Source organism: Halomonas caseinilytica (genome assembly GCF_001662305.1).
Classification (GTDB): Bacteria; Pseudomonadota; Gammaproteobacteria; order Pseudomonadales; family Halomonadaceae; genus Halomonas; species Halomonas caseinilytica.
The window spans coordinates 94440-106054 of the sequence record NZ_BDEP01000016.1; the positions used below are offsets into that span (position 1 = coordinate 94440).

The window sequence follows — 11615 nt, forward strand, 5'->3', positions numbered from 1 at the left end:
GCCTCCGGGGCATGGAACGAGGTTGTGGGACGGTAGGGAACATCACGGGGCTAGTCCTCGAGCTGGATGTAGCGCAGTGGGTGAACGTCGATGGCGGTGGTCTGCCAGCCCTTGACCTCAGGGGCGACCAGGTGAGCGCTGACATAGTCGTAGAGCGGCAGCAGGGCATGGTCGTCGAGCAGCATCTGTTCGGCCCGGGTCATCAGTTCGGCGCGGCGTTCGGTGTCCAGCTCCCGGGTGCTGCGCTCGACCAGGGCGTCGTAGTCCTCGTTGCGATAGCCAGTGCTGCGCTGGGCGGAGCCGCCCTCGGCATAGGCGTTGAGGAAGTCGTAGGGGTCGTTGATGGTGGCGACCATGCCGTAGCGGGCGATCTCGAAGTTGCCCTCGTTGACCGTCGCGTAGTGCACGGCCGCCTCGGCGTTGATCAGCTCTACCTCGACGCCTAGCGGCTTCCACATGGCGGCCACGGCCACGGCGATCTTCTTGTGGTCCTCGAGGGTGTTGTAGCGCAGCGTCACGCGCAGGGGGTTGTCGGGGCCATAGCCGGCCTCGCGCATCAGTCGCTTGGCCCTGGCGAGCCGCTGTTCCATCGGCTGCTCGGCGAGTGCCAGCGAGCCGTGGGTGCCGCCTTCGGTGGCGCGTGGCACATACCAGTACGAGGCACGTTGCCCCATGCCGAGGATGCGGTCGGTGATCACCTCGCGCCGCACGGCAAGGCTGAGCGCCTCGCGCACGCGCTCGTCAGCCAATGGCTGGCCGTCACGCAGGTTGAACATGTAGAAGTATTCGGCGACCAGCGGCCCCACGCGGAGGGACTCGCCGAGATTGTCCTTCACCCAGTCGAAACGCGAGGCGGGCACGCCGGAGTAGGAGATATCCAGGTCGCCGGCACGAAAGCGGTTGAGGGCGGAGCCGATGTCGTCGATGGGGTAGAAGGTCACGCCGTCCAGCGAGACCGTGTCAGCGTCGTAGAAGTGAGGATTCCGCTCGAGATCGATGCGCGCCTGGGGGCGCCATTCCCGCAGGATGAAGGCACCGCTCGACACCATGGTGCCGGGACGGGTCCATTCATCCCCGGCCTGTTCGACGAGGTGGCGGGGCAGGGGGGCGGCCTCGCTCATGGCTAGGGCTTGCAGGAAGTAGGCGGTGGGTTCGTCGAGCTGGATGACCAGGGTGTGGTCGTCCGGTGCCGAGACGCCCAGCTCGCTCGGCTCGGCCTGACCGGTATTGATCGCCCGGGCGTTTTTGATCGGGTAATAGAGCTTGGCATTGTGGCTGGCGATGGCCGGTTTCAGCAGCCGCCGCAGGGCGAAGACGGCATCGTCGGCGGTGATCGGCGTGCCGTCGGACCACTCGGCCTGGCGTAGCTGGAAGGTATAGGTGGTGCCGTCGTCGCTGATAGTCCAGGACTCGGCGAGGCCGGGGACCAGGCTGCCATCGGCGGCGTAGGTCACCAGGCGCTCGAACAGCGCGCGGGTGATACGGGTCTCCCAGACACCGTTGGTCTTCTGGGGATCGAGGGTGCCGGGCTCGGCACCATTGCCGACCTGCAGGACGGCGGCAGGGGCGCTCTGCGTCGCGCCGGCCATCAAGGCAGCCAGCAGCGCCGCACGCGTGAAGCGGTGAGAGAACATGGAAGCATTCCTTCGCCAGAGAACATCGATGGTATGGCGCGCTCGACCGGGGAGCGCACCGTTCAGGAAACACTGCTTAAATGCCTACACGTGCAAATCGCTGCGTTGCATGGTGCTCGAAAGCTCGCCTAACTAATTGTTATGTCTCGCTTTCTGTGCTCCGTGCGCCTTGCGCTTCACGACGCTCGGCGATTTATGCAGCGTTTCCTCGACAGCCTGAGGATCACTGATCGAACGAGATCCAGCGTGAAGGGTGATCGTCCTCGACGTTGTCTTCCCAGCCGCTGATGGCCGGATTGACCAGGTTGCGCGACACGTAATAGAGCAGCGGCAGGACCGCATAATCGTTCAGTGCCGTCTGTTCGGCTTGCTCGAGAAGGGCTTCGCGCTCGTCGGCATCCAGGGTGCGGGCAGCCTGGTCCGTCAGGTCGTCGAACTCGGCATTGGAGTAGGCACCGTAGTTGTTGCCGACGCCGCTGTGCAGCAGGCTGAGGAAGTTCTCGGCGTCGTTGTAGTCGGCGATCCAGCCGGCCCGGGCGATGTCAAAGTCACCCTCGGCGATGGTCTGGTAGTGCACCGTGGCTTCCGAGTTGATCATCTCGACTTCGACGCCCAGCGGGCGCCACATGGCGGCCAGGGCAACGGCGATCTTCTTGTGCTCGTCGTTGGTGTTGTAGCGCAGGCGCAGGTGAAGCGGGTTGTCGGGGCCGTAGCCGGCCTCCTCGAGAAGCTGCCGGGCGCGTGCCATGCGCTCGTCCATGCTGCCTTCCTGCGGTATCTGCTGGACGTCATAGTGGTGGACGCCCTCGGGCACGAAGGAACGCGAAGGCAGGAAGGTGCCACCCATGATCTGTTCGGAGAGCACCTTGCGGCGCACCACGAGGCTGAGCGCCTCGCGCACCTTTGGATCGGCGGTCGGGTGGCCCTCGCGGTGGTTGAAGACGTAGTAGTAGCTGCCCAGGTAGGGGGCCATGTGGGTAGCCTCGGGCAGTTCCTCCTGGAGCATGCCGTACATGCTGGAGGAATATTCGCGCATGATGTCCAGCTCGCCGGAGCGAAAGCGCGAGACGCCGGCGTTGCGATCCTCGATCGTGTAGTAGTTGACCCCGTCCAGGGCGATCTCGTCGGCGTCGTAGTACTCGGGGTTGCGGCTCACGCTGATGCGCGACTGCGAGACCCACTCCTCGGGGGTGAAGGCGCCGTTGGTGACGATGTTGTCGAGCTTGACCCAGTTCTTCCCGTATTCCTCGACGGCGTGCTTGGGCGCCGGGTAGGCGGTGTAGTGGGTCAGCAACTGGAGGAAGTAGGGCGTGGGCGAGGTGAGTTCGACCTGGAAGGTGCGGCCGTCGTCGAGGGAAGCCACGCCCAGGGCGTCTAGGGGCTTCTTGCCGGTGTTGACCGCTTCGGCGTTGACGACCGGATAGAGCATGTAGGCGTATTTGGAGGCGTTCTTCGGGGCGAGCAGGTGTTGCCAGCCGAACACGAAGTCCTCGGCGGTGACCGGTTCGCCATCGGACCAGGCGGCGTCCTCGCGAATGTGGAAGGTATAGGTCTTGCCGTCGTCGGAGACCTCCCAGGAGGTTGCCATGCCGGGCAGCACCTCGCCGTCCGGAGCCTTCTTGACCAGGCCTTCGTAGACATCCATCAGAATCTGGGACTCCCAGATACCGCCGGAGACCTGGGAAGTATCGAAGGAAGCGAGTTCGCCGGTGACGCCCAGGTTGAGGGTCTGCGCCGCCACGGGCGATACCAACAAGGCTGAAGCGAGCGCGATGGCGCCCGCCAGAGGGGTACGAATCTGGGTCATGGACTTCTTCCCTGACGTTGTTGTTGTGGTCGGCACGCGGTATCGGTGCCGCTCTTCCTGACCTTCGAACGAGCGCGTCAATAAGTCCATGTGAAATTTCACATAGCGCGTTACGAATCTTGCATGGCCCCGGAGTGACGCCGTTCGTACGGTCGTTTGGGCGGGATGGGATGACGCTGTACGGGCATTTGGCTACAATGCCACTCTTTTCCCCGCCGCCAGGATTCGTCCTGGCGGACATTTCACTGCGGAATCAGGCGAACGCCATGCAGGAAGTCAATCCCATCAATCACCTCATCAAGGACCTGTCTGAGCGGACAGATGTCCTGAGGGGGTATCTTTGACTATGCCGAGAAGAAGGAACGGCTAGAGGAAGTCACCCGCGAACTCGAGGATCCGGACGTCTGGAATGATCCGGACCATGCCCAGAAACTGGGCAAGGAGCGGGCCACCCTGGAGATGGTGGTCAGCACCATCGACGCTCTGGAGCAGGGCCTGAATGACAGCCGTGATCTGCTCGAACTGGCCGAGATGGAAGAGGACGCGGATACCGTCGACGAGGTGAGCCGCGAGCTGGAAAACCTCCAGGCCAACCTCGAGAAGCTCGAGTTCCGGCGCATGTTCGCCGGCGAGATGGATCCCAACAACGCCTATCTGGACATCCAGGCGGGCTCGGGCGGCACCGAGGCCCAGGACTGGGCCAACATGCTGCTGCGCATGTACCTGCGCTGGGCCGAGCATCATGGCTTCAAGGCCGATCTCATCGAGCTGTCCGCAGGCGAGGTGGCGGGCATCAAGTCGGCCACGGTGCATATTCAGGGCGAATACGCCTTCGGTTGGCTGCGCACCGAAACCGGCGTGCATCGGCTGGTGCGCAAGAGTCCCTTCGACTCCGGTGGGCGACGGCACACCTCCTTCGCCTCGGTCTTTCTTTCGCCGGAAGTCGACGACAGCTTCGAGGTCGAGATCAATCCGTCGGATCTGCGTGTCGACACCTATCGCTCCAGTGGTGCCGGTGGCCAGCACGTCAACACCACCGACTCGGCGGTGCGGATCACCCACGAGCCGACCGGCATCGTGGTGGCCTGCCAGAGCCAGCGCAGCCAGCATGCCAACCGTGACTTCGCCATGAAACAGCTGCGGGCGAAGCTGTGGGAACACGAGATGGACAAGCGCAACGCCGCCAAGCAGGCCGCCGAGGACTCCAAGGCGGACATCGGCTGGGGCAGCCAGATTCGCTCCTATGTGCTGGACGACCAGCGCATCAAGGACCTGCGTACCGGCGTCCAGTCGAGCAGTTGCGAGAAGGTGTTGGACGGCGATCTGGACCAGTTCATCGAGGCGAGCCTCAAACAAGGCCTATAGCCTGCTGCGCTCGCCGATACGGCGTTGCCCCTCAGCGTGAGCGGCCTCTTGACGACTCGTCGACGCCGCTGAGCTGAGGGGCGCCTTGTCTCGGCGTCGCTTGCGCGGCTCTAGGTGAGATGTCTGTTATTCGACACCATGATTTCAACAGGTAGCGACATGGCTAACCAGGACCCTTCCCAGGACGAAAACCACCTGATCGCGGAGCGGCGCGGCAAACTGGCCGAGCGCCGGGAGCGCGCCGCCGCCGGTGGTGGCAGCGCCTTTCCCAATGATTTCCGCCGCGACAGCACCGCCGCCGAGCTACAGGCCGAACTGGGCGACAAGGACAAGGCCGAGCTCGAGTCGCTGGGGCGTCCGGCCGCCGTGGCCGGGCGCATCATGCGCAAGCGTGGCCCTTTCATCGTCATCCAGGACGCCTCCGGCCAGATTCAGCTCTACGTCGACAAGAAGGGGTTGCCTGCCGAGGTCCTCGATGACATCAAGGGCTGGGACATCGGCGACATCGTGGCCGGGCGCGGTCCTGTGCACAAGTCGGGCAAGGGCGATCTCTACGTGATGATGGAAGAGGCGCGCCTGCTGACCAAGAGCCTGAGGCCGCTGCCCGACAAGTTCCACGGCCTGACCGACATGGAAGCTCGCTATCGCCAGCGCTACGTCGACCTGATCATGAATCCCGACTCGCGGCGTGTCTTCGAGACGCGTGCCGGCGTGATCAGTGCCATGCGTCGCTTCTTCGAGAACCATGGTTTCATGGAGGTCGAGACGCCGATGCTGCAGCCGATTCCCGGCGGCGCGACGGCTCGTCCCTTCATCACCCACCATAATGCGCTGGACATCGATATGTACCTGCGCATCGCCCCTGAGCTCTATCTCAAGCGCCTGGTGGTGGGCGGTTTCGAGAAGGTCTTCGAGATCAACCGCAACTTCCGTAACGAGGGGCTGTCCACCCGCCACAATCCCGAGTTCACCATGGTCGAGTACTATCAGGCCTATGCCGACTACCGGGATCTCATGGACTTCACGGAGGCCATGCTGCGCACCGTGACCCAGGAAGTGCTGGGCGATACCACCGTGGTCAGCACCGTGCGCGACAGCGAGGGCGAGGTGCTCGAAACCTTCGAGTACGACTTCGGCAAGCCATTCGAGCGCCTCAGCGTGTTCGATGCCATCCTGGCCTACAACCCGGACATCACCGCCGAGGCGTTGGCCGACGAAGCCGCGGCACGGCAGATCGCCGAGCGCCTGGACATCGACGTCAAGGATGGCTGGGGACTCGGCAAGGTCCAGATCGAGATCTTCGAGAAGACCGTCGAGCATCGCCTGCAGCAGCCGACCTTCATCATCGACTATCCTACCGAGGTCAGCCCGCTGGCACGCCGCAAGGATACCGATCCCTTCGTCACAGAGCGCTTCGAGTTCTTCGTCGGCGGTCGCGAGCTGGCCAACGGCTTCTCCGAGCTCAACGACGCCGAAGACCAGGCCGAACGCTTCGCTGCCCAAGCCGCCGAGAAGGATGCCGGCGACCACGAGGCCATGTACTACGATGCTGATTATGTGCGTGCCTTGGAGTATGGCCTGCCGCCCACGGCGGGTGAGGGCATCGGCATCGACCGTCTGGTGATGCTGCTGACCGATAGCGCCTCGATCCGTGATGTGCTGTTGTTCCCGGCTATGCGGCCTTCTGGAGATTGAAGGCGCTGCGCGTCGGCCAGGCGGCGTTGCGCGGGGACTCGCTTTGCTCATGTACAAACTCGTACATTCCGCCAGCGAATCCCTGTGCGCCTAGCCTGGGCCTAGCTCGCCACCTTTCGCATGCCTTGGGGGGGGGCGGCTCATGGGCGAATCGGCAGATCGGTCGGGAAATGTTGGTAAGGGGCGCTCCTGGCGCCCATAATGGTCAGCGTTTCGACGTCGAGGAGACCGTGATGAAACTGCTCAACCGCTCCGCCCTGAGTGTCAGGCCGACCCAGTCTTTCGTCGACTGGATCAACGCCCTGGAGCCCACCGTGGGCGACGACGACCTGGCCCTGGAGGACGTCGAACGGGAAAGTACCGTCTACCTGATCCCGGAGATGGACACGCCCGAAAACCTCCAAGCCTTCGTGCGCGAGCGCTATCTCGAGATCCTCGAGACCGAGCTGCGCGCCTGGGAAGAGGATGAACGTCAATGGCCCGAGACGCTCGACTGGTCGCTCTTCCAGCGTTTCCTGCGCATCGAGCACAGTTATCTGGCCATCGACCTCGACGACGAGGCGGCCCTGGAGGTTGCTGAGGTGGATGATTCGATGCTGCTGGAGACCGACCAAGACTGAGGAAACGCTGCTTAAATGCCTGCGCGTGCAAATCGCTTCGTTGCTCGGTGCTCGAAAGATCGCCTAACTAATTGTTATGTATCGCTTTCTGTGCTCCGGGCGCCTTGCGCTTCACTACGCTCGGCGATTTATCCAGCGTTTCCACGGTGCTGAATTCTTGACGAGAAGCGCCTGCTCTCACTGACTTTTCGTACAAGACCAGCGGGGCGCCGGGGGCAAGCCGGAGAGGAGGTCCGGCGCCAAGGGTGAGGAGCACTGCTCTGAACGGGCTGGCCATGGATGGCCAGCACCGGTCCTGCAAGCGGAGCAGGATGCGAGAGCGCCGCTGGGCGTCGGTAGCGTACAGGTAGGTATTTACAGCGCCTCCTCGCAGGCTTGTCCCCGGATCAGCCCCGGGTGGTTCATTTCCTGCGTTAGCCCTGTCCCCGCGCCGGTTTTTCCGTGGAATGGATCCTGGTTCATGAGTCGACTCTTCGCGACCCGAGAGGGTGATGATGGTCTGCCCGGCCCCGAGCGTCGTCTGGCCGTGTTGGCGCTGATCTTCGGTACCACCATGGCGGTGGTGGATGCCACCATGATCAATCTGGCGTTGCCTTCCATTGCCGCCGATCTCGAGGTAACGCCGGCCAGCGCCGTCTGGGTCACCAACATCTTCCAGGTGGCGTGTGCCGCCTTTCTGCTGGTCTTCTCCGGGCTGAGCGAGGTGATCGGGCGCCACCGCCTTTATGTCGCGGGGCTGGCGCTGTTCGCGGCGTCGGCGGCAGGCTGTGCCCTGTCGCGCGACCTGGACACCCTGCTGGTGTTTCGTGCCCTGCAGGGCTTGGGGGCCGCGGCGACCCTGTCGATCGGACCATCGCTGTACCGCACCATCTTTCCTTCCCGACTGCTGGGCAGCGCCCTGGGGCTGAGCTCCCTGGTGGTGGCCACGGGATATACCGCAGGGCCGGCCATCGGCGGTCTGGTGCTCTCCGTGGCCGACTGGCCCTGGTTGTTCGCCCTGCCGGTGCCGATCGGCGTCGTGGCCGTCGGGCTGGCCTGGCGAGCACTGCCTCGGGAGCCGGGGCGCCGCGGAGGCTTCGACGCGGTGGGGGCCGGCTGCTCGATTCTTGCGCTCGGTGCGCTCTTCCTGGCCATGGATGGCGTCGGGCATCAGACGCCTGTCTGGCAATCCCTGGGCTGGCTGGCGTTGAGCCTCGTGGCCGGCGTCTTGTTCCTGTGGCGTCAGCGGCGTGCGCTTCATCCCCTGTTGCCCTTGACGCTGTTCCGCCAGCGTCGTTTCAGTCTGGCGGTGTCGGCCTCTGGGCTGGCCTTCATCGGGCAGGGGCTGGCTTTCGTGGCCCTGTCGTTTCTCTATCAGCAGGACATGGGCTTCTCGCCCCTGGAAACGGCCTGGCTGTTCACGCCCTGGCCGTTGGCGATCATGGTGGCGGGGCCGCTGGCCGGGCGTCTCGCCGACAGGGTCAACCCCAGCCTGCTGTCCTGCCTGGGGTTGGTGGTACTGATCGTGGGGATGGTCGCGCTCGCCGGCCTGGAGGCCGAGGCCGGCGTGGCCGATTGCCTGTGGCGAACGGCGTTGTGCGGGCTCGGCTTCGGCATGTTTCAGCCGCCCAACAATCGCGAGTTGATGGCCAGTGTACCGGCCGAGCGCAGTGCCAATGCGTCTGGCGTGATGAGTACCACCCGTACCGTGGGGCAGGCCATGGGCGTTGCCCTGGTCGGCGCTTGCCTGTCGATCGGCGCGCCAGTCCAGATGGCGCTCTGGGGTGGCGCCGCAGCCGGGATGCTGGCATTGCTGGCGAGTCTCGGTCGGGTGTCCCGGGCAGGCGAGGCGGCGCGTATACGTCGTCGTGCCGCCAGCGAACGCGTACAATGAGGACGACATTCACCATCGGGGAGCCGACATGAGCACCCAGTCGACCATCGAGAAAAAGCTCCAGGCCCTCGAGCCCACCTTCCTGACGGTGGAGAACGAGAGCCACATGCACAATGTACCGCCGAACGCCGAGACTCACTTCAAGGTGACGCTGGTGTCGTCGCGCTTCGAGGGCATGATGCCGGTGAAGCGACACCAGCAGATCTACGCCTTGCTGGCCGATGAACTGGCCGGGCCGGTACATGCCCTGGCGCTGCACCCTTATACGCCTGAAGAATGGCAGTCGCGAGGAGAGGCGCGCCCTGATTCGCCGAACTGCCGGGGCGGCGGGGCCTCGTGACCACCGAGCCGCATCGGCTGCAATACCTCGAGGCCATGGGGCTGACGGCCTGGGTGGCGCGCTATCGCCTGCCCAACGCCTGTCCCACCGACGCCTGCGAGTGGGAGCCGGAGCCGGCCGCCGAAGGCGCTAGGGCGCCCGGCGAGCGCCTGCATGCGCTGTTGGAGGATGCGGCCGAGGCGCCGTCGACGGCCCCCTCGTCGAAGGAGCCGGCCGCCTCCCGGCTCCCGCCGGGACAGGGCAAGGCGCGCGCCCTGCTGGGGGATCTGGTGCCGGAAGACGCCTCCGCTCCGGTCGAGATGCCCTCCGAACCGGCGCGCTCCTCGTCGGTCGAGCCGGCCGGCGAGGCACTGCGCTTCACCTGGCAGGTGGCTTGCCTGGACGGGCGCTGGCTGCTGGTGCTGCCGCGCGATGCCGGGCCAAGCGACGTGGAGTATCGTCTGCTCGGCAACTTGCTGCGGGCGGCGGGCGTGATACCCGCTCGACCGCTGGGCTTCGAGAGCTTCCGCTGGCCTCCGCTCGAAGGGTTGGCGGTCGAGGCGCCTCTGGAAGAAGCACAGGAAGGGCTGCGAGCCTTCCTGAACGGCCGTCGACAGCGGGGCTGGGGGCCGGAGAGGCTTCTGGTATTCGGTGACGATGCTGTCCTGGGCGACCTGCTGGTGCTTGCCGATGGACGCAGCGGTTTGCTGGCGATGCCCGTATGGCAGGGCCCCGACTTGAGTGAGCTTGCCGGTAGCGCCGAGGCCAAGCGGGCGCTATGGCCCCGCGTGCAGGGCTGGCGGCGCGACTGGCGAGTCGGCGACGAAGCGAGCTGAGCCGATATGTCTGATCCTTCTTCGGTGGTCCTTCTGAGGCCGTCGGCCCTGGCGGCGCTGGTCGAGCTGGAGCGTGTTTCCCAGGTGTATCCCTTGTCGGCGGCCAGGTTGAGGGCGGCGTTGAGGGATGATGCCGATGTGGTGTTCGGTCTCGAGGAGCAGGGCGAGTTGATCGGTTATGCCATCCTCTCGCGCCAGCCGTTCGATGCCGAGCTTCAGGCCATTCTGGTGGCGCGCCATGCACGTCGTCGTGGTTTGGCATTTGCGCTGATGCAGGCGGTGATCGATCAGGCGCGGGCCTGGAAGAGCGAGCGGCTGCTGCTGGAAGTCAGGGAAGGCAATGCGCCGGCGATCGCGCTCTACCGGCGCATGGGGTTTGCCGAGGATGGGCGCCGTCGCGACTACTATCCCTCGCTGGACGGCGCCGGGCGGGAGGGCGCCTTGCTGATGTCACGCCGCCTGGGTGGGGCGTGATCCGGGACTCAGCCGGGCTGCTGCTGGGGCGCCGGCTGCTCTTGCTGTTGCTGTGACGACGACTCGGTCTCGATATCGTCGAACTTGCCCAGCAGTGCGGACAAGCGACGCTCCCATTCCTCGCGTTCCTGCTTGAGGCGGGCGTTTTCCTCGCGCAGCTCCTCGGCTTCCATCTTCATCAACTCCAGGGCCTCGACGGCGCTGGAGACTTTCTGTTCGAGCTGGTTGAAGAGTTCGATACTCATCCGTTTCTCCTGATGATGTCCTGCTGAGTCGGGTCCGGCCCGCCGAAAGCGTCCTGCCATCGGCAGCGTAACGCTACCGACGGGGCTCAGCAAGCGTCTTCGGTGGGTGAGTCCTTACCCGTGGGCCGCCGCCGATACAGTCGCCCGGTGCTGTCGCCCGCGCGGACCTCCCGATGCAGGAGCCAGCCGGCGGGTACCTCCGGGGCGAGGGTCGATTCGGTCTCCAGATAGATGCTGGCGTCGTCGCTCAGCCAACCTTGTTCGAGGGCCGCGCAGCAAGCGGCCGCCAGGTCCTGGCGGAAGGGCGGGTCAAGGAAGACGAGCGAATGCGGTGTCGGGTCGGTGGCGAGAAACCGCATGGCATCGGCGTTGATCACCCGGGCGCGGGTGATGCCTAGCGTGGCCAGGTTGTCTTCCAGGGCGCGGCTCGCTCGACCGTCGAGCTCGACCAGGGTGGCGTCGTGGGCGCCGCGTGACAGGGCTTCCAGGCCAAGGGCGCCGGTGCCGGCGAACAGGTCCAGGACCCGCGCACCGGACAGGGTGGGACCCAGCCAGTTGAAAAGGGTCTCCCGGACCCGGTCGGGCGTGGGACGCAGGCCCGGCAGGTCGAGTACGGGAAGCCGGCGGCGGCGGTATTCGCCACCGATGATGCGCAATTGGCCCTGGCCACGGGCGCCGTCTTTTCGGCGGGGCGTGCGCGAGGGGCGGGAAGGGGAACGGCGTCGAGTCATGGGCGCCGATTGTAGC

General features: G+C 65.2%; 11 protein-coding genes. 7 read left to right on the forward strand and 4 right to left on the reverse strand.

The window, feature by feature from the left end; genetic code table 11:
• Positions 1 to 50 precede the first annotated feature (50 nt).
• Both A9O65_RS10460 and A9O65_RS10465 read right to left on the reverse strand, forming a co-directional pair.
• Positions 51 to 1634 (reverse strand): peptide ABC transporter substrate-binding protein, encoded by a 1584-nt coding sequence (locus A9O65_RS10460; RefSeq protein ID WP_064702096.1) that lies wholly within the window; start codon positions 1632 to 1634, stop codon positions 51 to 53.
• Between the two features lie 223 nt (positions 1635 to 1857).
• Positions 1858 to 3441, reverse strand: a complete 1584-nt coding sequence (locus A9O65_RS10465) for a peptide ABC transporter substrate-binding protein (protein ID WP_064699690.1) — start codon at positions 3439 to 3441, stop codon at positions 1858 to 1860.
• A 266-nt stretch (positions 3442 to 3707) separates the two neighbouring features.
• Between A9O65_RS10465 and prfB the strand changes: the two genes are divergently transcribed.
• From prfB to A9O65_RS10500, 7 genes are all read left to right on the forward strand, one after another.
• A protein-coding gene (gene prfB, locus A9O65_RS10470; RefSeq protein ID WP_122983291.1) for a peptide chain release factor 2 occupies positions 3708 to 4806 on the forward strand; the annotation gives its coding sequence in 2 pieces (ribosomal slippage) (positions 3708 to 3782 and positions 3784 to 4806; 1098 coding nt in all).
• Between the two features lie 159 nt (positions 4807 to 4965).
• A complete protein-coding gene (gene lysS, locus A9O65_RS10475; protein ID WP_064699688.1) occupies positions 4966 to 6501 on the forward strand; it encodes a lysine--tRNA ligase in 1536 nt (511 codons plus the stop codon).
• Positions 6502 to 6734: 233 nt separating this feature from the next.
• Positions 6735 to 7121, forward strand: coding sequence for a hypothetical protein (locus tag A9O65_RS10480; RefSeq protein ID WP_064699687.1), 387 nt, complete (start codon positions 6735 to 6737; stop codon positions 7119 to 7121).
• A gap of 460 nt (positions 7122 to 7581) precedes the next feature.
• Positions 7582 to 8994: an MFS transporter gene (locus A9O65_RS10485; protein WP_064702097.1), complete on the forward strand. Its 1413-nt coding sequence runs from the start codon at positions 7582 to 7584 to the stop codon at positions 8992 to 8994.
• 28 nt (positions 8995 to 9022) lie between these two features.
• On the forward strand, positions 9023 to 9334 hold the full coding sequence (locus tag A9O65_RS10490; RefSeq protein ID WP_064699685.1) for a BolA family protein: 312 nt from the start codon (positions 9023 to 9025) through the stop codon (positions 9332 to 9334).
• Positions 9331 to 10149: a hypothetical protein gene (locus tag A9O65_RS10495; protein WP_064702098.1), complete on the forward strand. Its 819-nt coding sequence runs from the start codon at positions 9331 to 9333 to the stop codon at positions 10147 to 10149. Before A9O65_RS10490 ends, A9O65_RS10495 begins: the two co-directional genes overlap by 4 nt.
• A gap of 6 nt (positions 10150 to 10155) precedes the next feature.
• Entirely contained in the window at positions 10156 to 10623 is a 468-nt protein-coding gene (locus A9O65_RS10500) for a GNAT family N-acetyltransferase (RefSeq protein WP_064702099.1), read from the forward strand.
• Positions 10624 to 10631: 8 nt separating this feature from the next.
• Here the strand turns inward: A9O65_RS10500 and A9O65_RS10505 are convergent, their stop codons facing one another.
• Together A9O65_RS10505 and rsmD are read right to left on the reverse strand one after the other, a co-directional pair.
• The gene (locus tag A9O65_RS10505) at positions 10632 to 10868 is read right to left on the reverse strand and encodes a cell division protein ZapB (RefSeq protein WP_064699682.1); all 237 of its coding nucleotides are present in this window, start codon (positions 10866 to 10868) and stop codon (positions 10632 to 10634) included.
• An 86-nt stretch (positions 10869 to 10954) separates the two neighbouring features.
• Complete coding sequence (gene rsmD / locus A9O65_RS10510) at positions 10955 to 11599, reverse strand: 16S rRNA (guanine(966)-N(2))-methyltransferase RsmD (protein WP_064702100.1); 645 nt, start codon at positions 11597 to 11599, stop codon at positions 10955 to 10957.
• Positions 11600 to 11615: the final 16 nt, after the last annotated feature.

Excerpts from the sequence above, each read along its gene's own strand:
- lysS (WP_064699688.1), top strand. The coding sequence starts at position 4,966 with ATGGCTAACCAGGACCCTTCCCAGGACGAAAACCACCTGATCGCGGAG.
- A9O65_RS10500 (WP_064702099.1), top strand. The coding sequence starts at position 10,156 with ATGTCTGATCCTTCTTCGGTGGTCCTTCTGAGGCCGTCGGCCCTGGCG.
- A9O65_RS10485 (WP_064702097.1), top strand. The coding sequence starts at position 7,582 with ATGAGTCGACTCTTCGCGACCCGAGAGGGTGATGATGGTCTGCCCGGC.
- A9O65_RS10460 (WP_064702096.1), bottom strand. The coding sequence starts at position 1,634 with ATGTTCTCTCACCGCTTCACGCGTGCGGCGCTGCTGGCTGCCTTGATG.
- A9O65_RS10490 (WP_064699685.1), top strand. The coding sequence starts at position 9,023 with ATGAGCACCCAGTCGACCATCGAGAAAAAGCTCCAGGCCCTCGAGCCC.
- A9O65_RS10465 (WP_064699690.1), bottom strand. The coding sequence starts at position 3,441 with ATGACCCAGATTCGTACCCCTCTGGCGGGCGCCATCGCGCTCGCTTCA.
- A9O65_RS10505 (WP_064699682.1), bottom strand. The coding sequence starts at position 10,868 with ATGAGTATCGAACTCTTCAACCAGCTCGAACAGAAAGTCTCCAGCGCC.
- A9O65_RS10480 (WP_064699687.1), top strand. The coding sequence starts at position 6,735 with ATGAAACTGCTCAACCGCTCCGCCCTGAGTGTCAGGCCGACCCAGTCT.
- rsmD (WP_064702100.1), bottom strand. The coding sequence starts at position 11,599 with ATGACTCGACGCCGTTCCCCTTCCCGCCCCTCGCGCACGCCCCGCCGA.